Source organism: Rhodococcus sp. NPDC078407, assembly GCF_044542515.1.
Lineage (GTDB): Bacteria > Actinomycetota > Actinomycetes > Mycobacteriales > Mycobacteriaceae > Rhodococcoides.
The window spans coordinates 128,136-148,108 of record NZ_JBITUQ010000002.1; the positions used below are offsets into that span (position 1 = coordinate 128,136).

Sequence of the window (19,973 nt, forward strand, 5' to 3'; positions counted from 1 at the left end):
GATGCTCAGCCCGCCATCGATTTAGCATACGTACTATTGTGCACCATGGCGGCCTGGGGTTCGCTTCAGAGCTGGGATCTACCAACTACGCAAGCCAATGGTTCGGATCGAGTTGCTAATGATGTAATGCGTCTCATTTCAATTTGTCCTGTAATCTGCCGCGCATGGACGTAGGGCGTTGACTCTGCCGTGGGTGGTATCCATGCTATGGACGATGAGGTCGTCCCGGCTCGTTGGTAAATCGTACCGAGTACGCTATTGTTCGTACGCCGAAACACAAAATAATGCATGGCTTGTCTGTGGAAAGACAAAGCCGGGCAGTGAAGCGAACATAGGCGCATACCCGGGGACCTTGTAAGTGTGCAGTCGCGGGGGCGTGTGTCCGCTCTTTTACTGCTGGTTCGCCGGTCCGCTGACAATGACCTGGTGCTACTGGGTGGTTGTAGTTGAGGCTGTCATCCCGTCGCTCATGCGTTCGGATAGTCATTCCATGCGCTAGAAGCAACGGTCGTCATCCGCGACGGAGTGGCCGGTCAGCACGCAAAAGCCGTACCAGCGAATTACTTGTCGCCCACGAAGGCGTGCTGACAGGTGTCTGTCTGGGACTTACAGGAGTTGAGCGTCGGCGCGCCTACTGGTACACCGGTTTGGCGTTTTCATGGACGCTGATGGGTCGGTAACGGCGTGATTATTGAACCGAGCGGGTGATCGTGGGGTCTGGAAGACTGCGGGTTCATGCGGGGAATCATTCTGGCGGGCGGCACGGGCTCGCGGCTTCATCCGATCACGATGGGCGTCAGCAAGCAGCTGGTCCCGGTCTACGACAAACCGATGATTTACTACCCACTCTCGACGCTGATCCTCGCCGGGATCCGCGAGATCCTCATCATCACCACCCCTCAGGACGCCGACCAGTTCACCCGCCTGCTCGGCGACGGTTCCCAATTCGGCATCAACCTGACCTACAAGGTCCAACACGAACCGAACGGCCTCGCCCAAGCCTTCGTCCTGGGAGCGGACCACATCGGCACCGACTCCGCAGCATTGGTGTTGGGCGACAACATCTTCTACGGCCCCGGCCTGGGCACCCAACTCTCCCGCTTCGAGCGCATCGACGGCGGAGCCGTCTTCGCCTACGAGGTCTCCGACCCCACCGCCTACGGCGTCATCGAATTCGACGACAACCGCAAAGCCATCTCGTTGGAAGAGAAGCCCGCCGCCCCGAAATCGAACTACGCCGTCCCCGGCCTGTACTTCTACGACAACGACGTCATCGCCATCGCCCGCGACCTGCAACCCTCCGCCCGCGGGGAGTACGAGATCACCGACGTCAACCGCCACTACCTCGACGCCGGACGCCTCCAGGTCGAAGTCCTCCCGCGCGGCACCGCCTGGCTCGACACCGGCACCTTCGACTCCCTGCTCGACGCCTCGAATTACGTGCGCACCATCGAACAACGCCAGGGTCTCAAGATTGGATCCCCGGAGGAAGTTGCGTGGCGTCGAGGATTCATCACCGACGACGAACTCCGTGCCCGCGCGGACACGCTCGTCAAATCCGGCTACGGCCGCTACCTGCTCGAGCTGATCGACCGAGGGAACCGATGACCTTCCGCGAACTGACAATATCCGGCGCTTACGAATACACCCCCCGCCAGTTCGGCGACGACCGCGGCGTGTTTTTCGAATGGTTCAAAGCCGGCCTCTTCGCCGAGACCACCGGAAGAGCATTGGATCTGCAGCAGGCGAACTGCTCGGTCTCCGCCGCCGGTGTCCTACGCGGGATTCACTTCACCACCAACCCGCCCGGGCAGGCGAAATACGTCACCTGCGCCCGCGGGGCGTTCCTCGACGTCATCGTCGATCTGCGAGTCGGGTCACCGACGTTCGGGCAGTGGGACAGCGTGCTCATCGACGACATCGACCGCAAAGCGGTCTTTCTCTCCGAAGGACTCGGCCACGCCATCCTGTCGTTGGAGGACAACTCCACCGTCATGTACCTGTGCTCCCTGGAGTACACCCCGGCACTGGACCGAGACATCAACCCCCTCGACCCCGCCCTGGGCATCGACTGGCCCACCACCGCGCGCGACGGATCGCCCCTGACCTACGAACTCTCCGACAAGGACAAAGCCGCCCCCACACTCGCCGAAGCCCTCGAAGCAGGGAACTTGCCCACCTTTTATGCGGATGGACATCCGTAAACCGAACGGTCTCCGAATTGGCTGATGCTTAAGAGTCCTGATACTGGATTGCGGGTCGGCGTCGGGCATAAAGCCCGCGGTGCATTGAAAAATACAGCTACACAGTGTGTTTCGCGCTGGCCTGATCCTCTGCATTAATCTCGGTCCCCTTGTACGCTTGCCCCAGCATGCTCGGCGTGCCCGAACGGAGCAGGTATGAAAAAGGCGTTCATAACGGGAATCACCGGTCAGGATGGTTCTTACCTCGCGGAATTATTGCTTTCCAAGGGCTACGAAGTGCACGGACTGATCCGTCGTGCATCGACCTTCAATACGTTGCGAATCGAGCATCTGTACGTGGACCCCCACGTGTCCGCAGCGAAGTTGTTCCTCCACTACGGGGATCTCAGCGATGGCACGCGAATGTTGATGCTCATGGCCGATATTCGCCCCGACGAGGTGTACAACCTTGCTGCACAATCACACGTACGCGTCAGCTTCGATGAGCCCGAACATACGGGTGACACAACAGGAATGGGATCTATTCGGCTGCTCGAAGCAGTGAGACTGGCAGGTGTCAAATGCCGGTTCTACCAAGCATCGAGTTCCGAGATGTTCGGTGCGAGCCCGCCGCCGCAAAACGAAGACACTCTGTTCTATCCGCGCTCGCCGTACGGAGCAGCGAAGGTCTACTCCTACTGGGTCACTCGGAACTATCGCGAAGCCTATGGGCTCTTCGCAGTCAACGGGATCCTGTTCAATCACGAATCACCCCGTCGAGGTGAGACATTCGTGACGCGCAAGATCACTCGAGCAGTATCGCGTATCCGAGCAGGTGTCGAGAGTCGTCTCTATATGGGCAACCTCGATGCGATACGGGACTGGGGTTACGCACCTGAGTACGTCGAGGGGATGTGGCGGATGTTGCAAGCAGATCGGCCACAGGATTACGTGCTCGCCACCGGAGGTAGCTACACGGTGAGAGATTTTCTGACAGTCGCATTCGAGCACGCCGGCCTCGATTGGAGGCAGTACGTCGAATTCGACGATCGCTATCTCCGTCCCACCGAAGTGGACGCATTGGTCGGTGACGCAAGCAAAGCTGAGAGAGAGCTGGGCTGGAAAGCGTCGGTCCATGCTCCTGAACTCGCGCGAATCATGGTTGATGCCGATTGTGAGGCTCTTGCCCACGAAGGACAGCCCTGGATCGACACACCAGCGTTAGCGGACTGGCCATGAGCACACTCGAGTGCACAGAGAGAGCCAGAACGCTCGATCGCGACGCAACGTTCTACGTTGCCGGGCACAAGGGGCTGGTCGGATCGGCAGTGTGGCGCCACCTCGAAGGCCGTGGTTTCACCAACCTGATCGGCGAAACCTCGGCCGATCTCGACCTTCGCGACCGCGCAGCGGTTTTCGACTACATCGAGCAATACAGCCCGACCAACCTTGTACTTGCCGCAGCCAAAGTGGGCGGAATCCTGGCGAACAGCACCTACCCCGTCGACTTCATTTCCTCGAATCTGCAAGTGCAGGTCAACGTACTCGACGCGGCGCTACAGTTCGGTGTCGAACGGGTCTTGTTCCTTGGGTCGTCCTGCATCTACCCCAAGCACGCGGCGCAACCGATCAAAGAGGAATACCTCCTCACCGGTCCACTCGAGCCGACCAACGATGCATACGCAATCGCCAAGATTGCCGGGATTCTTCAGATCCAGTCGGTCCGCAAGCAGTACGGATTGCCCTGGATATCCGCGATGCCGACCAACCTGTACGGCCCCGGAGACAATTTCTCGCCCCAAAGTTCGCATGTATTGCCCGCTCTCATACGCCGATACGACGACGCCACCCGCGACGGAACGGCGGCAGTCACCAACTGGGGTAGTGGCTCTCCCAAGCGGGAGTTTCTTCATGTGGACGACATGGCGTCCGCGTGCCTACATCTGTTGGACCGCTACGACGGTCCCCGTCAGGTCAACGTCGGAACAGGCGAGGATCAGACCATCAAAGAAGTCGCGGAGATGGTCGCGGAAGAAGTTGGCTACTCGGGGCGAATCGACTGGGATACATCGAAGCCCGACGGTACGCCGCGCAAACTGCTCGACGTCTCGACGCTGAAAAACTCCGGATGGGAACCAGCAATCTCGCTGCGTGAGGGTATTCGTTCGACGGTTCGCTGGTACCGCAAGAACATCGACCGCATTCGTCAGTAGCCACGCGATGGACAGGTCAGCGGTCTCAGCTCGTTCAGAGCCCGTTCGTGAGTAGCATTTCCGCGAACGCGAGCGATGCCTTTGCACCGTATTCGATTGTCATGTGCGCAGAGTCGGATTTCATGGGAGTCGTTCCAGCAAAGCTGGGGCAGTAGTTGTCGGGCGTGCAGAACAGGCTGCGGGTATCGACGTACGTTCCGCCCACTCGGTAAGCCAGGTTGCGATCAGCGCGCGATCGTACCTTCCAGGTGTCCGTCACTCTGCTCAGACAGTCGGCGGGCTTGCTTGCGCGGGTGTAGCAGTCCGCGGGCTTCTTGTCATTCGGCGGTGCGGCCAGGATCAGGATCTTTCCCACGTTCGATGCGAATTGATCCGTCAGCCGCTTCACGCCGGGGATCCACAATTCCGCTGCGATGTCGGAGTGCAGGTTGGTGATGATGACGACGTCGGGTCTCACCTCGTTCACGGCGGCGATCGCAGCAGCTTTTCGCGATGGGCAGGCCGCAGAGGTGCCGGCGTCTTGCGTCGTCACGTCCATGTCGACGAAGGTGCAACCGAACATGGCCTCCGAGCGCACCCTCCACTGCCCGCCGCTCGCCTCCGCGAAATTCTTGATGGGTTGCACGAAGCTCATCGCCATCGAATCGCCGAGAATCATCATTGTCTTCGGTGCGTCGGAAGCACCCCATGTGCACTGGGCCGCGTCTGGCCGGTCGACCAGTCCACATTCAGCGATTCCACCCGGAGCTTGAGCGCCGGTGATGGCTTCGTCCATCGTGGGAGTGAGAACCGGCCACTCGGTGGCATTTACTGCGGCGTCGATCTCGGCGGCCAGGGCGGTTTGTGCCGGTCCGAGGGGCACCGCGGTCGCGTTGGAGTCGATTGCCGTAGCGGTGGCGATCCTGGCCGGCGGAGTTGTGGGCGGGTCGAGAGGCCCGAGCGAGAAGGCCGCCACGGCGACGGTCACCAGTGTCAATGCTCCGACCCCGGCATATCGCATTGCAGGGGGATTGGACCCTCTGCTCAGTCGGTTTTTCCGACCCCTCTTCGCCTCGGCGCGGACGGCTCTTGGCTCCAAGAAGTTCGATCTGCGAATCGGATCCTCCACGAAATGGTACGACGCGACAGACAAGCCGAACGTCGCGAACACCACCGTGACGTAGTAGTACCCGTTCGCGTCCATGAGCGATCCCAAGATCACGATCAACGGCCAGTGCCACAGATACAACGAGTAGGAGATGTCCCCGAGGTAGACGCTCACCTTGTGGGTCAGGGGAGCGATGAAGGGAGTGGTGCCTCCGATTCCGGCCGCGATCACCAGTGCCGCACCCAGTACCGGAAGTGCCGCGGAAGGAGCAGGGAACGAGCCGGACTCGCTGATGACGACGGCACCCACCGCGATGAAACCGAGCCCCAGCCACGCCAGGGGTGCACGAGCAACCCGCGGTAAGCGTGAAACCCAACCCGCTCCGATGGCCAGCAGCGCGCCCACTCCGAGTTCCCACACTCGCGTGAACGTGGAGAAGTATGCCCAGGACTGATCGGTGGCGGTCTCGTACATCGCCCAGACGAACGACGTCACGACGATCAGGCCCATTACCGCGGCCGACAGGATGCGCTTGACGTCGATGGGCCACGATCGGCGCGTCACCACCACGCCGATGGCGAGCATCAAGGCGGGCCACACGAAGTAGAACTGCTCTTCGACAGACAATGACCAATAGTGCTGCAACGGGGAGATGGCCGCGTCCGCGTTGAAGTAGTCGGTCCCCTGGATCGCGAACCGCCAATTCGACGCGAAGAAGAACGCCCACACCGCATCCAGACCTATCGATGCAGCACGAGACGAGGCATACACCAATGCCCCTGTGACTGTGGTCAACACCAACACCAACGTCGCGATAGGGACGATGCGTCGGACTCGGCGGCGGTAGAACCCGGCGAACGAGATGGTGCCCGTCTTGTCGTACTCCCGCAGCAGCAGGCCGGTGATCAAGAAGCCGGAGACGACGAAGAACACATCGACGCCGATGAAACCTCCTCTCGGCCAACCGAAGAGATGATCAACGATCACCAGTAGAACTGCCACCATGCGAAGGCCCTGGATATCCGCGCGCGTGGTGGACGTAGCGGTCCGTCGCCGGCGTCGGCGTGGGGTAGTCGGCGGCTGGGTCGTGGTCATCCACGGGTCCTCACGGGAGTTTGTCGGAAACGAACGTAGAGGTCGGTTATTCGGCGAATCGTAACGCGCCGATGTCCATTTCGCTGCAATGTCTCATTTGCCCATACTGGAAACAAACCTGATGCTGAATCGGGAGGCGAATGCGGTCTGTCATACCGGAATTTTCGTAATTGAACGACCTACACGGCTTCACATTTCGGCTCATCGTACCGACGGCACCGGGCAGTTCGCGGCTATTCTGTCGCGATGAAGCTGCAGTGGAAGATTCTCCTCGGTGAGTTGGATCAAGTCCTCCGAGACGTCGTCATGAATCGCGTGGTGGCGAGTGTGGCAGTGCCACGAAAATTGCGAAACCCGTTGCTCCGCAGGTTCGGACACGATGTGCACCCGACAGCATTGGTCAACCCTGGCGTATTCCTCGGTGCCTGGCGAGGGCTGACGCTGCGGGAGAGAGCGTTCGTCAACTACGGTTGCTTCTTCGACCTGGGGGCGGATGTCACCATCGGCGCGGACACCCGGGTCGGATACGAATCGATGTTCGTGACATGTGGGCACCACATCGGTGGCGAACTGGATCGTGCAGGAACCGTGGAAAATTCGCCGATCGTCGTCGGCGCGGGATGCTGGATCGGGGCCCGTGTGACCGTACTTCCCGGCGTCGTCATCGGCGATGGATGTGTCATCGCATCAGGAAGTGTGGTGACCAAGAACTGCGTACCGAACGGTTTTTATGCGGGCATCCCAGCCGAGCGCAAACGTGGTTTGCCAACCGGATTAACCCCCGGTCCCTGAAACGGTATCCAGGTATCTTCTCGGCTGGGTTGTATTGGGGGGCGACCGGTTTCCGCCCTACTTTAGGAGTACGAAAGCGATACTGGTTCCTGAAAAGGGGGCTTGATCGCGAAAGTGTAAAGGTTGCTTTTGTTGCTCTACGCAATGCGCTGCACGGAATTAAATCTCGCGCTAGGCTGCCGGAAATACTACTCATAGTGCACTTCAGGGAATGAACGGGGTACGTGCCGATGAGTGTGATCTACCACGGAAGTCATTCCAGTCGTTCACATTTCACATTTCTTCCCGAGGCCGAGGTGTTCAGGAGCGGGTCAAGGCCGAAAAGCGCAGTGCGCGTTGCGTCCGCTCGCGTTCGCGACAAGCCGCGAGCTAGTCGGGTAGTTGATCAGAAACCTGCTCATCTCCGGTTTCCGGAACGAGTCTGGCTGTTCGTGCTGGGCTGCACTTCCGCGTTGCCGCTGATGAACTTCACGGTCACGGGATTTTCCCTCGTCTGCATTGCCATCGCATTGGCCTACCTGCTTCCAGGCCCGCGGCGCCGAAGTGCCACTCCACTGGTGTTTGCGGCAGTCGGCACCGGGGCGTACCTGGCATCGGCGTGGGTCAACGGCACAAGCTACCTTTCGCCCGACGTCTTCGCCTTCGCGTCGTTCGCGCTGTACTTCTGCGGAATTACCGTGCTGGCCGGCGATGCCGAACGGATCGCAACGGTGCTGCTGGGTATCGCCTTCGGCTCGGTGTTCTTCTACGCGATGATCGGCACCTTTCTCACGTCTGCCGGCAATGCCGTCGACCTGTGGAAATACGGGGTTGCGCCGTCGGCGACGATCGCGGTGCTCTACGTCTTGGCGGCCCGCAGAGTTCGCACACCCGCGGTTGTTGCGGCGCTCATGGCCCTCGGGGCGCTGAGCCTCGTCCTGAATTTCAGGTCGCATTCGGTGATCTGCTGCGCAGTAGTTGTGTTGCTCGTGTTGTCCAAGTACCAGCGCGGTGCCCTGTCGCTGGGCACTCGCGTCGCGACCCTCGGCGTCTTTGCGGTGGGTTTCAGCTGGGCGCTCGAATACTCGGCGCGGGTGGGGCTGCTCGGCGGATCGCTGCGCGAGAAGGTGCTGATGCAATCGGATGGTTCGATACCCATGCTCCTTGCCGGCCGTACCGAGCCCCCGCTTTCGCTCACTGCTATTGCGCACCAACCGCTATTGGGGTGGGGCGAAGCGAACAACATCTCTCACGATGCGTATGCCCAAGCCCAACACTTCGCTATGGCGCTCGGTTTCGACAGATCATTCCCCTTCGAGTACGCATGGAAGCTCAGCGATGGGTCGATCTCGCTGCATTCGATCCTGCTCGGGTCGTGGGCCGAAGCCGGGGTACTGGCGGTTCTGCTGCCGGCGTGGCTGCTGTGGGCCTGCTACCGCCTGATCTTCGTTGCCGATTCCGCGGGTCCGTGGACACCGTTGATGATGTACATCGGAATGCAGGCCGTCTGGGACATCCTGTATTCGCCGTGGTCGTACAACCTCCCGGCAGTTTTTGCATGCGTCGCATGTTGTTGTGTCGCGTTGAATTCGGACGGTCGCCATCACAACGACACCGAAGACGCGCACCTGCTGACGCGTCTGCTGCGAGACAACCGCGCAGCTCGAGGTCGCCACGCATCGGCGGTGACACGATGACCTGTCATCCAAGTATCAGCGTGGTGATTCCCACCATCGGCAGGGCGAGCCTCGCCGGTGCCGTTCACAGTGCTTTGACCCAATCGATTGCCGTTTCCGAGATCATCGTGGTCGCCGATACCACCGAGCCGTTGAGTCTTCCCGAGGACCCGAGGGTCCGCGTCGTCCGCACCGGGCCGGGGTCAGGCGGAGCCAGCGCGCGGCAACTCGGCATCGTGCAGTCGACCGGTGACGTCATCGCACTGCTCGATGATGACGACCTGTGGCATCCGTACAAACTCGAACGCCAGCTCGCGGAAGTGGCAGATGTGAAGGGCAGCGCCTGGGTCGTGACATGCAAGTGCGCCGTCCGACAGCCCGGACGCCGTGAAAAGATCTGGCCCAGAACGCTGATCACTGAGGATCAGTCCGTCGCCGACTACTTGTTCACCCTCCACCGATTCACCCTCGGTGACGCGATGTTGCAGAGCAGCACGTTGTGCTTCCCACGGTCGATGGCTTTCGAGGTGCCGCTCGACTATGCGCCCGATTCCATTCACGACGAACCCGGTTGGCTCATCGAACTACAGCGCACAGTTCCTGATTTGGTCATCCGGCAAGTCGCGCAATGCTATTCGATCTACAACGTCAGTGAGAATTCGGTCTCGCGCCGGTCCGTCGACGTGTCGGAAAGGTACATCCAATGGGGGCGCGAACACCTCGGTGATGCGACGGCCCGCGCACGCGGCGACTACTTCTTGTTCAGCGCGGTGACCGCGGCCGCGTCCGCACAGTCGCTTCGCGGCATCCGCCGGTCGGTTGTCAGTGGCTTCTCCCAAGGCAGGCCCGGTGTACCCGCGATGCTGTATGCCGCGGCCAAGTTCGGCAGAACGGCACTGAAGCAGGTGACCTCCCATGCCCAGTGACGTCAGGCTGAGCATCGTCACCATCAGCTTCCAGGATCCTGAGGGGCTTCTGCGCACGCTGCGCAGCGTGGCCGAACAGACCTACTATCCCGTCGAACACATCGTCATCGACGGCGGATCGGGACCTGATGTCGAGATGCTGCTCGAACAGGCCCAGCCGTCGTACTGGCAGTCGCAACCCGACGGTGGACGCTACGACGCCATGAACCAGGGCATCGACCGGGCAACCGGAGATGTCGTGTGGCTGATGCACTCCGGTGATTGCTTCGCCGGATCCGACTCTGCAGCGGTGGCGATGTCGGCACTGACCGCGGCCGGATCGGTGCGCGATCGATGGGGTCACGGACGAGCCCGCATCGTCGGAGACCCGGCACGCGAGGGTCTGGAATGGGGGTACAGCCCCTTCGACATGCGCGGTTTCGCTCTCGGCATTCGGCCGATCCCGCACCAGGCGGCGCTGTTCGGAATGGACCTGGCCCGACGCGTCGGCCAGTACGATGTGGAATTCGGGCTGGCTGCGGATCACCTGTACATGTTGAAGGCAGCGCAACTGGAACGCCCGGTCGTCATCGACGCCGTGCTGTGCAACTTCGACGCCGGAGGAGCCGGCAGCGTCCGCCCACAACGCGAACATTTCGCGGACATTCGACGGGCCTGGGACACAGCCGGCTACTACCCCTGGGGGCGTAAGGACATCACCGCAGTGGCATCGCGCATGGTCGAGTACTCGGCGCGATCCAAACAGCTCGCACGCTCGGTGCTGTCGCATCGAGCTCGGGTGGGTGATCGATGATGTCCGGGCGCCACCGCGTGCCGAGCGACGGTATGGATGGCTCCGATGACGAGTTCGTCTCGGGCGCAGGATTGGACAAGGTCGAACGCAAGGCCGTCGTTCTCAGCACTCTGTTTCGTATCGTCGGCACACCCATCGTTGCCGTTGCAGGCCTTGTCAGCGCCGGGCTCGTCATTCGAGCGACCGGTCCCTCGTCTTACGGCGTGGTCGCCCTGGTCGCCACCGTCGGACTGTTGCTGCCTTTCGCCGACCTCGGTATCGGAGCCGTGGTCACGAGTGCAACCTCGAGGTCGCGCGATCCTCTCAACGACGCCTATGCGCTTGCCGTGATCCGCCGCGCCTACAGAATTCTGGCGCGCGTGTCCTGCGTCGTCGCGGGGCTCGCGCTGGTGGTCATGGTGTTCGACTGGTGGGGCGCATTGATCGGTACGACCACCGGCCCAGAAGACAGGCTGGTCATCACTGTTGCAGTCGCATTGTTCGGGCTGACGATCCCAGCGGGGCTCGGATTGCGAATTCTCATCGGAGTCGATCGCGCGCAACTGATCGTCGTTGTCATGGTGAGCAATTCGCTGTTCGCCTTGCTCGTCACCGCAGGAATGTATATCGGTGGTGTCCGCGGCATCTGGTACGTGCTGCCGCCGCTCATCGGAGCTCTGCTCGGCAATCTGATGGGAACCGTGCTGGCGCTTCGTGTTTCCGGGCTCGGTGCTTCTGCGTTCAAGCGCGCTGCCCTGACACTGCCCACGAAAGGACTCCTGGCGGGTTCGCTGTGGCTGTTCGTCGTCAGTGTCGGGATCCCCTTCGGCCTGCAAGCGCAACGAATTGTGCTCTCGCATTTGTCCACTCCACTCGAACTCAGCCGGTACGCGCTCATGGCCCAGTTGTACGGGCTGTGTTGGTCGGTGTTCTCCACGGCGGCACTCGCATTCTGGCCGATATTCGTCAAGCGCCGAGCCGCACCGGAGCAGACGGTCAGACTGTGGTTGATGTCGACCGCTGGGTTCGGAATGGTCGCAATTGTCGCGGCGATTCCCCTGGTGCTGTTGAGTCCCTGGCTCGCAGATGTGCTTTCGGGCAATACGATTCAGATCTCGTCGGCACTCGCCGGTGCATTCGCTGTGCTGCTCGTTGCCCAGTGCGTGCACTTGCCCTCGGGGATGTTGCTGACCACACCGACCGAGGCGCGGTGGCAAGCAGGGTGCCTGGTCGCCATGGCGGTGGTCACCACGGCTGCGGCCGTTGCGGTGGCTCCGACGACCGGTGCGGCAGGCGTCGTTCTCGTGACCGCCGGGGCCGTGGTGCTGTGTCAATTCGTCCCGGACATCGTCTGGGTCCCACGCCTGGTACGCCGACGCGCTACGGATGCGGGCGGCGCTCCGGTACTGCCCGTTCTCAGCAACCCATCGAGGGTCTCATGATCGACGTGTCGAAGTTCCTGCCGCTACTGCGCACCCTGAACCGGGTCGATCAGAACGCCTACATGACCGTGGTGGTGAAACTGCTCGAACGCGCGGGGGTGACCGTCGAGGGGCGGCCGCTGTGGATCTCGTCCTCGGTATTTCTCGACAACTCCGGCCCCGGCTCCATCACGTTCGGAGACCGTTGCGTGGTGTCGGATGCCGTCAAAATACTCACGCACGACTTCTCTCTCGACCGAGTGGCAGAAGCGCGCGGAGAACTACCTCCCGACGAAGAGTTGTACCGCCGCGCGCCCGTCTCCATCGGCGCTCGGGCATTCGTCGGATTGGGAACGGTCATCATGCCCGGTGTCGTGGTCGGCGACGACGCCGTCATCGGAGCCGGGTCCGTGGTGACGCAGTCGATCGCACCGGGAGATGTGGTGGCAGGCAATCCTGCTCGCCGGATCTGTACGACCGACGAGTTGTGGGACAAGAGGCGGTCGGAATTCGAAGTACGGAAGCGGAGACGATGATGCGCATCACCCTGATCGGCCTCAACTACAAACCTGAAGTGACCGGGATCGCCCCCCCTACACAGCCGATGTGGCAGAGGGTCTTTCGGCGCGCGGCTACGACATGCACGTCGTGACCGGCTTTCCACACTATCCGCAGTGGGCCCCCGATCCACGCTATGCCGGCGCGACCATCGACGAGATGGTCGACGGTGTGCACGTCACCCGGCATCGCCACTACGTCCCGGGAAGCATGACCGTCACACAACGGGCACACCTCGAGCTGTCTTTCTGGAGCCGGGTGGCGCGCAGCCGAATCCCGGCGTCGGACGTCGTGGTGTGCGTATCGCCTGCGCTGGTCTCCACAGGTCTGGTGATCGCTCGACTCAAAGCGCAGTTGCATCGGCCGGCGCTGGGGGTATGGGTGCAGGATCTCTACAGTCGAGGCGTCATCGAGACCGGCACGATGCACGGGCCCAGTGCCGGTGCCACAACCAATCTCGAATCCGGGATCCTTCACGCGGCGGACGGTGTTGCGGTGATCCATCAACGTTTCGCGGACCATACGATGGCTGGTCTGCGAGTAGCGGCGAGCAAGTTGACCGTCATCCCCAATTGGACACACATGCCACATCAGGCACCGATGAGTCGTGATCACGCGCGTGATCTGTTGGGCTGGTCCAGAGACTCGGTGATCGCTCTGCATTCGGGAAACATGGGCCTCAAGCAGGGGCTCGAGAATGTGGTGGAGGCAGCGCGGGAGTCGGACCGGCGCGGCGGTCCGGTGCAATTCGTGCTGATGGGCGACGGCAATCAGCGCCAGATCCTAGAGGAGCTGGGTGCAGAAATCTCCTGCCTGTCGTTCGTACGCTCGTTGCCGGAAAGAGAGTTTCGTGCAGCACTGGATGCGGCGAACGTCCTGTTGGTCAACGAGCGGCCGGAAGTTGCCGAAATGGCCGTACCCAGCAAGCTGACTGCGTATTTCGGCAGCGGTAGCCCTGTTGTTGCCGCCACCACCGCCGGCAGCGTGACCCATCAGGAAGTGCAGTCCGCCGCCGCCGGGGTTCGGGTGGATCCCGCGAATCCGTCCGCGTTGGTCGATGCGATCGTCGACCTGGCGTCAAGTCCCGAGAAGTCGGCGCAATTCGTGGAGTCGGCCCACCGCTACCTGCAACTCAACATGTCTCGTGAGGTCGCACTGGACAGGTTCGAGAACTGGGTACACACGCTGGCGGACGCTCACCCGATCAGGTCTCGAACCGCGTCCAGCGCGAGTTTGGGGGTGTAGTCCGATCGAACCAGACCATAGTTGTAATCCGGTATTGGACTGCCGGTCATGGAGTCCCGGAAATCGAAGACGAACACCGGACCTGCGAAGGGCATCTGCGTCAGGGCGGTGATCCCGTCGACCAGTATTTCCGCCTGCCGTTGTTCGTCGACGCTCGTACCGAATTCACCTGTCGGCGCTCCGAATTCGGTGAACCAAATCCGCTTGTCGGCGTCTCCGTAGCGGGCCATGACGGCGTGTACCGCAGCGATCTCGTTGGCCGAGGAGTATGGCTCGGTGGGCTCCGTGAGGAGCTGGGGAGTGCTGTACGGATGCATTCCGACGGCATCGAATGTCTCCGCGCCTGCGCATCGGTAGAGGGCTTCGACGAACGTCACGGGGGAGAGGTCGTTGGCGGAATCGACAGCGGGCGAGGTGGGCCCGGTGACGACGAGTGCGTGCGGTGCGGCGGCCCGAATTGCCCGTGCGCTGCTTGACAGGACATCGCAGTACTGGACCGGGTTTGCGCTCGGGCCGTAGCTCGCGGCGATATTCGGCTCGTTCCACACCTCCCATGCCGTCACCCGGTCTCGAAAGCGAGCCGCTGCGGCAGAGGCGAATTGGGCGAACCGATCAGCAGATGCCGGCGCGGGATGTGGCACGAACGCATATTCCGGCGGAACCGCCCACGTCGGTGCCCACGTCAGTACCCCGAGCACCGCAAGATTACGTGCGGTCGCCCAATCGACTTCCGCATCGATCCGATATCGGACCACTTCACGACCAACCGGATGCCCTCGAATCCGGCATCGGCGACGGAATCGATGTCTCGCTTCACGTCGGAACCGGGCATGTTCGTACTGGCGACGTTGCTGGCGACCCGTATCGAATCCCATGCCGAAACAGGTGCATCGCTCGGTACCGGACTTCGTTCGGGCTCAACGCTTGTCGAGCACGACGCAACGACGATCAGCGCGAGTGCCAAAAGAACAACCCGGAGTCGAACCGTCACAGGATGCAGAATGACGGGTGGACACCACGGCTGCGCGACAATACATTTGCACCCATGCCGTACACCGCGAACAAGTCCATCCTGATTCGGCTGGCCCGCATCTGGGCGAAGCCATTGTGGTGGGGCGTTCGTGTGTCGGGCAACCAGGACGTGATGCGGGCCGACGTCGATCGGTGGATCGAATGCATCGGCAACGACGCTCTCGTGCCGTTGGACGAATACTCACGATTCGCCTACCTCGCAGGTGCTCTTCGTGAATTCCGTAACGTGGTGCACATCGATCGGTCGAAATTTCTGGGTCAACCAGCACGCGTCCGTCGGCTATTCGCCTAAGGGGCGGCCCACCATCGGAGACGACGTGATGGTGGCAGCGGGGGCCGTCGTCGCTGGGCCCATCGTACTCGGAGACGGAGTTACGATCGGTGCCAATGCAGTTGTGGTGAAGGATGTTCCGCCGGGCACGGTCATGGCTGCGCCGCTCGCCCAACCACTCACGAAATCCACGTGACCGGCCGGTCGCTCGCAGGCTTCACCGGGGCGGGATACAACAAGGGCAGAGCCTTCCCGATCCAGGTGCTGTGGATGCTCGCGTCGAGCATGCTGGTCTCGCAGTGGTGGTGCCCCAATTCGATTCGTCTGCTCGTCCTCCGAGCGTTCGGCGCTGACATCGGTGTCGGAGTGTCGATTCGGCATCGAGTGCGCATTCACTGGCCCTGGAAGCTCACAGTGGGCGACGATGCCTGGATCGGTGAGGACGTCTGGATTCTCAACCTGGAACCCGTGACGATCGGGACGAACACCTGCATCTCTCAAGCAGTGCTGCTGTGCACCGGAAGCCATGATCGGCGCTCCCCGACGTTCGAGTTCGACAACGCCCCCATCGTCGTGGGTGACCGGACCTGGATCGCAGCACGCGCAACGATTCTGCGGGGAGTGACCATTGGGGACGATGTCACCATCGGAGCGACAGCACTCGTCACCACGGACGTCTGCGACGGTGCGACGGTACTCGGTCCCGTGGCACGTCCAGCGGAGTGAGCGATGCGCATCCTGCACGTGGTGACCTTGATTTCTGCGGACCGTGCCTACGGTGGCCCCGCACGAGTGGCGCTGAATCAAGCCGAGGCACTTGCCGAACTCGGGCACGACGTGACGGTTGTTGCGGCGGGAGCCGGGCCCGTGCCGGTAGCCCACGGCGTAGAGATCGAGTTGTTCCGCCCGCGGACGCTGATTCCGCGTAGTGGGTTCGCCGGGTTGGCTGCTCCAGGCATGCTGTGGTGGATCTTCCGACAACGTAAACGATTCGATGTAGCCCACATCCATCTCGCGCGTGATCTGGTGACGCTTCCCGCCGCCCGGCTATGCCGACTCCTGGGAATCGAGCTGGTGCTGCAGACGCACGGAATGATCGATGCAAGTGACAACGTGCTGGCGGCTCCGCTCGACTCCCTGGTGACGCGCAAGGTACTGCGCACGGCGGCGGCCGTCTTCTTTCTCACCGAGCGCGAGCGGTCGGACCTGATCGACGTCGCGGGTCCTGGGGTGAGCTTGTCGAAGTTGATCAACGGAGTGCCCGAGTTACCGGAGAAGGCGTCGAACTCAAGTCTCGAGGTGCTTTTCCTCGCCCGGCTGCATCAACGCAAGCGTGCAGATCTGTTCGTCGACATGGCAGAGATCTTGATTTCGGAAGACCCGTCGGTGGCCTTCGCGCTGGTTGGGCCGGATGGAGGAGCCGCAGCCGATATAGCGCAGCGGACGCAGGCTCGCATTCGTTGGGAAGGACCGTGCCCGCCAGAGAAGACCGCCGAGCGCATGCGGGCGGCCGCGATCTACGTGCTGCCCGCAGTGGACGAGCCGTATCCGATGTCGGTACTCGAGGCCATGGCGGTGGGGCTGCCGGTTATCGTGACCGACAGTTGCGGACTCGCCCCGGACATTCTGCGTATCGGGTGCGGGATCGTGGTCCCGGGTGGTGAATTGGAGCCTCTGGTCGACGCGGTGCGATCGCTTCTGGTCGACGCGGAGACGCGAGTCGAAATGGGCAGGCGCGGACGAATATCGGCGCGCGAAGAGTTCGGCACCGATTCCGTCGCGCGCACACTCGACGAGCGATACCGGAAGGCGGCGCATCATGTCTCGAGGTAGGCGACTGCTGCTGTTTGCGGTGTCGATCGTCGTAGTCGTCAGTGCCGTCGGTGTGGGCCTGCAGTACGACGCGGATCGCGTCGAGCATGCAGCCCCGGTGCCGGAGCCATTGGTTCCGACCGCCAACGGCGGGCCCGTCGCGGTATTCCTCGGAGACTCCTATGTGTCCGGTGCCGGTGCGAGCGACCCCGGCAAACGGTGGACGTCATTGGTGGCGACCGACAAAATTTGGACCGAGGAGAACATCGGAATCGGATCGACCGGATACGCACTCGCCGCGCCGGGATGTGGAGCCGAGCTGTGCGGGAGCTTCGAGGAAATGGCTGGATCAGCCGTCAGACTGGACCCGCCGATCGTCGTGGTCGGCGGGGGTTCCAACGACTTCGCGGAGTTCGTTCGCGACCCCACAGGCGTCGTCAACTCCATTTACAACACCATGGTCACGCTGCGTACGGGACTTCCCACTGCCCGCATCGTCGCGGTCGGCCCGTCTTCGGCAGGCGATGTGCCGCCGTTCGCCGCGGCGTACGAGGGGGTCGTACGCGATGCTGTCAACGCGGTTCAGGGCGAATTCGTCTCACTGACCGAACCGGATGTCGTCGACGAGGACGTGCTCATCACCGACGGTGTTCACGTCGACGACGACGGCCACGCCGCCATCGCGCGAGCGGTCGTGCAGGCTTTGAAATAGCGTTGACGAATCGAATGAATGGGCTGACGCTGGTTGTCTCATCGTTGGTCTCGAGTGGGCTGCTGAGTGTCGAGAATCACCCTGGCTGTCGGTGTCGACCGTTTCCTAGCTATCGTCGCTACATCCCAAGGTGGAGAGTGCCGACAGTGCGGGGCGACCGGTTCTTACGAACGCAGAAATCAGGTCGTCCCGAGGCAGTGAAACCTCACAACGGGACATTTACTTGTTAGTGCTCGCAAATCGAACGAATGAATTGTCGTCAGCATCGCAGCATCCCATCCGGTGCACAGGAATCAAATACTTATGTAACGATTAAGCCACGCAGTGACACGGTGCGAGTTGTAGGAACGAACGAGGGGCTCGAAGCATGGAGATACAGGATTATCTGAGAATCCTGAAGGCGCGGTGGATCATCATCGCCGTCACCGTGGTCGTAGCTATCCTCGGGGCCTTGGGCGCATCTCTGCTGACGACTCCGCTCTACGAGTCCAGTGCACGGATGTTCGTCTCCACGTCCGGTGGAACATCGGTCAGCGAGACCTACCAGGGCAACTTGTTCTCGCAGCAACGTGTGGCGTCCTACTCCGAGTTGGTCACCAGTGAAGCGCTGGCCGCCCGAGTTCTCGATGTACTCCCGCTCGGTCTTACGCCGTCACAGCTGGCGGCCAAGGTGACTGCTTCTTCGACCCCCGACACGGTTCTGTTCGACATCACCGTCAGCGACTCGTCGCCGGCACGGGCTCGCGACATAGCCAACGCGATGGCGTCGGAGTTGACCACGCAGGTTCGTGACTTGGAGACACCGGAGGACGGCGGAACCCCGTCGGCTGGGGTGAAGACCTTCCAGCAGGCCGACGCATCGTCGACGCCTGTCAGCCCGAACACCAAGCGCAACCTCGCCCTCGGTGCCGCCGTGGGTCTCCTGCTCGGCATTGCGCTGGCGGTGCTGCGTGACCGTCTGGACAACACCATCAAGGACCGCCGAGAGATCGAGTCGATCTCCGGCAAGGCCCTCGTCGGCACCATTCCGTTCGACAAAGAACGAAAGACGCATCCCGCCATCGACTTCCAGGATCTCGGCCAGTCGGCCAGCGCCGAGGCCTTCCGCGAGCTTCGCACCAACCTGCAGTTCCTCGAAGTCGATCACCCGCCGCGTGTCATCGTCGTCACCAGTGCAATCCCGAGCGAAGGAAAGACGACCACCGCTCTGAATCTGGCGATCTCACTCGCCGAAGCGGGCCACCATGTCGTTCTCGTCGAAGGCGATCTGCGTCGTCCTCGCGTCTCGAAGTACATGGGCCTCATCGGTTCTGTCGGTGTGAGCACCGTCCTTGCCGGACAGGCGAAGGTGGACGAGGTACTGCAGCCGACCCAGTACGAGGGTCTGCAAGCCATGGCGTCGGGCCCGATTCCGCCGAACCCGTCCGAGCTGCTGGGCTCGGAGGCGTCCCGCGCCATGCTGGTGGAACTGCGCTCGAAGTTCGATTACGTCATCGTCGACGGCGCGCCTCTGTTGCCGGTGACCGACTCGGCCGTTCTGACCACCCACACCGACGGTGCCCTACTGGTCACCCGCTACGGGCATACCAAGAGCAACGAGCTTGTCAGGTCCATCGGAAACTTGGACACGATCGGGGCGCACGTTCTCGGTGTGGTGCTGGCATTGACGCCTTCGAAGAAGGGCGACATGTACAGCTACTCGTACAACTACTCCGCCGACACCAACCTGCCCAAGCAGATAACTCCGCCGATCCCCGCGCCGGCACCTCAGGCACCCGTGGCCTCGTTGTCACCCGTCACCCCACCTACTCCCGCACCGGTGCATGCTCCGCCGACACAGCCGGCCTCTCAACGGTCTGCTTCCGCGTCGCCTGCTGCCGGTCCTCGCACTGCAGAGGCGGCTCGGGAACCGGAGTCCTACGCCCGGGCCCGTCGGGCGGAAACTCCGCATCGAAACGGTAGGGACAATCCCAGACTGCGAAAGTAGTTGCTAGAGGGCCGGACTCACTCCGATTGGGAGGAGTTTGGCTTTGGGCGTCCGCCTGTGCGGATGACAATTCTGGCGAGGGTCGTCACCGGTAGGAGTAGTCCCGTCGAGACGTATGGAATCCCCGCGGTACTGCCGCGTGTTCTTCCCTAGATTTCGGTGACTGATGCGGCCCGTATTCGGTAGATGCTGGCCCTTTATGGGCCGGTAGA

At 61.9% G+C, this 19,973-nt stretch carries 19 protein-coding genes; 17 read left to right on the top strand and 2 right to left on the bottom strand.

The annotated features are described in order from the left end of the window. The first annotated feature begins 735 nt into the window (after positions 1–735). From rfbA to ACIGGF_RS03015, 4 genes are all read left to right on the top strand, one after another. The gene (rfbA, locus tag ACIGGF_RS03000; RefSeq protein ID WP_397519965.1) at positions 736–1,608 is read left to right on the top strand and encodes a glucose-1-phosphate thymidylyltransferase RfbA; all 873 of its coding nucleotides are present in this window, start codon (positions 736–738) and stop codon (positions 1,606–1,608) included. After that, positions 1,605–2,204, top strand: a complete 600-nt coding sequence (locus ACIGGF_RS03005) for a dTDP-4-dehydrorhamnose 3,5-epimerase family protein (RefSeq protein WP_397519966.1) — start codon at positions 1,605–1,607, stop codon at positions 2,202–2,204. The genes rfbA and ACIGGF_RS03005 overlap by 4 nt, the downstream gene beginning before the upstream one ends. Positions 2,205–2,399: 195 nt before the next feature. Continuing rightward, the gene (gene gmd, locus ACIGGF_RS03010; protein WP_397519967.1) at positions 2,400–3,422 is read left to right on the top strand and encodes a GDP-mannose 4,6-dehydratase; all 1,023 of its coding nucleotides are present in this window, start codon (positions 2,400–2,402) and stop codon (positions 3,420–3,422) included. Continuing rightward, positions 3,419–4,396 carry a GDP-L-fucose synthase family protein gene (locus ACIGGF_RS03015; protein WP_397519968.1) on the top strand — a complete coding sequence of 326 codons (978 nt, stop codon included), beginning with the start codon at positions 3,419–3,421 and terminating at the stop codon, positions 4,394–4,396. The genes gmd and ACIGGF_RS03015 overlap by 4 nt, the downstream gene beginning before the upstream one ends. Positions 4,397–4,430: 34 nt before the next feature. On the opposite strand, the gene ACIGGF_RS03020 is transcribed toward ACIGGF_RS03015, so the two are convergent. After that, the gene (locus ACIGGF_RS03020) at positions 4,431–6,578 is read right to left on the bottom strand and encodes an acyltransferase family protein (RefSeq protein ID WP_397519969.1); all 2,148 of its coding nucleotides are present in this window, start codon (positions 6,576–6,578) and stop codon (positions 4,431–4,433) included. A 246-nt stretch (positions 6,579–6,824) separates the two neighbouring features. Between ACIGGF_RS03020 and ACIGGF_RS03025 the strand changes: the two genes are divergently transcribed. The 7 genes from ACIGGF_RS03025 to ACIGGF_RS03055 all read left to right on the top strand — a co-directional run bounded on the left by ACIGGF_RS03025 (position 6,825) and on the right by ACIGGF_RS03055 (position 13,947). Then, a complete protein-coding gene (locus ACIGGF_RS03025; RefSeq protein WP_397519970.1) occupies positions 6,825–7,370 on the top strand; it encodes an acyltransferase in 546 nt (181 codons plus the stop codon). Positions 7,371–7,801: 431 nt separating this feature from the next. Beyond that, positions 7,802–9,046, top strand: coding sequence for a hypothetical protein (locus tag ACIGGF_RS03030; protein WP_397519971.1), 1,245 nt, complete (start codon positions 7,802–7,804; stop codon positions 9,044–9,046). Continuing rightward, entirely contained in the window at positions 9,043–9,951 is a 909-nt protein-coding gene (locus ACIGGF_RS03035; protein ID WP_397519972.1) for a glycosyltransferase family 2 protein, read from the top strand. Before ACIGGF_RS03030 ends, ACIGGF_RS03035 begins: the two co-directional genes overlap by 4 nt. Next, positions 9,941–10,744 (top strand): glycosyltransferase, encoded by an 804-nt coding sequence (locus ACIGGF_RS03040; RefSeq protein WP_397519973.1) that lies wholly within the window; start codon positions 9,941–9,943, stop codon positions 10,742–10,744. Before ACIGGF_RS03035 ends, ACIGGF_RS03040 begins: the two co-directional genes overlap by 11 nt. A gap of 32 nt (positions 10,745–10,776) precedes the next feature. Beyond that, positions 10,777–12,165 carry a lipopolysaccharide biosynthesis protein gene (locus tag ACIGGF_RS03045; RefSeq protein ID WP_397519974.1) on the top strand — a complete coding sequence of 463 codons (1,389 nt, stop codon included), beginning with the start codon at positions 10,777–10,779 and terminating at the stop codon, positions 12,163–12,165. Then, positions 12,162–12,680, top strand: coding sequence for an acyltransferase (locus tag ACIGGF_RS03050; protein ID WP_397519975.1), 519 nt, complete (start codon positions 12,162–12,164; stop codon positions 12,678–12,680). The genes ACIGGF_RS03045 and ACIGGF_RS03050 overlap by 4 nt, the downstream gene beginning before the upstream one ends. Positions 12,681–12,750: 70 nt before the next feature. Continuing rightward, positions 12,751–13,947, top strand: a complete 1,197-nt coding sequence (locus tag ACIGGF_RS03055; RefSeq protein WP_397519976.1) for a glycosyltransferase family 4 protein — start codon at positions 12,751–12,753, stop codon at positions 13,945–13,947. Here ACIGGF_RS03055 and ACIGGF_RS03060 read toward each other — a convergent pair. Next, on the bottom strand, positions 13,899–14,702 hold the full coding sequence (locus ACIGGF_RS03060) for a hypothetical protein (protein WP_397519977.1): 804 nt from the start codon (positions 14,700–14,702) through the stop codon (positions 13,899–13,901). The two genes, ACIGGF_RS03055 and ACIGGF_RS03060, sit on opposite strands and share 49 nt — an antisense overlap. Positions 14,703–14,992: 290 nt before the next feature. Here ACIGGF_RS03060 and ACIGGF_RS03065 point away from each other — a divergent pair, with 290 nt between their 5' ends. The 6 genes from ACIGGF_RS03065 (at position 14,993) to ACIGGF_RS03090 (ending at position 19,761) form a co-directional block, all read left to right on the top strand. Then, positions 14,993–15,271 (top strand): hypothetical protein, encoded by a 279-nt coding sequence (locus ACIGGF_RS03065; RefSeq protein WP_397519978.1) that lies wholly within the window; start codon positions 14,993–14,995, stop codon positions 15,269–15,271. A 28-nt stretch (positions 15,272–15,299) separates the two neighbouring features. Beyond that, complete coding sequence (locus tag ACIGGF_RS03070; RefSeq protein WP_397520151.1) at positions 15,300–15,446, top strand: hypothetical protein; 147 nt, start codon at positions 15,300–15,302, stop codon at positions 15,444–15,446. Beyond that, the gene (locus tag ACIGGF_RS03075) at positions 15,437–15,976 is read left to right on the top strand and encodes a DapH/DapD/GlmU-related protein (protein ID WP_397520152.1); all 540 of its coding nucleotides are present in this window, start codon (positions 15,437–15,439) and stop codon (positions 15,974–15,976) included. The genes ACIGGF_RS03070 and ACIGGF_RS03075 overlap by 10 nt, the downstream gene beginning before the upstream one ends. 3 nt (positions 15,977–15,979) lie before the next feature. After that, entirely contained in the window at positions 15,980–17,083 is a 1,104-nt protein-coding gene (locus ACIGGF_RS03080; protein ID WP_397519979.1) for a glycosyltransferase, read from the top strand. Further along, positions 17,070–17,774, top strand: coding sequence for an SGNH/GDSL hydrolase family protein (locus ACIGGF_RS03085; protein ID WP_397519980.1), 705 nt, complete (start codon positions 17,070–17,072; stop codon positions 17,772–17,774). Before ACIGGF_RS03080 ends, ACIGGF_RS03085 begins: the two co-directional genes overlap by 14 nt. A gap of 367 nt (positions 17,775–18,141) precedes the next feature. Then, positions 18,142–19,761, top strand: a complete 1,620-nt coding sequence (locus tag ACIGGF_RS03090) for a polysaccharide biosynthesis tyrosine autokinase (RefSeq protein ID WP_397519981.1) — start codon at positions 18,142–18,144, stop codon at positions 19,759–19,761. The last annotated feature ends 212 nt before the right edge of the window (positions 19,762–19,973 follow it).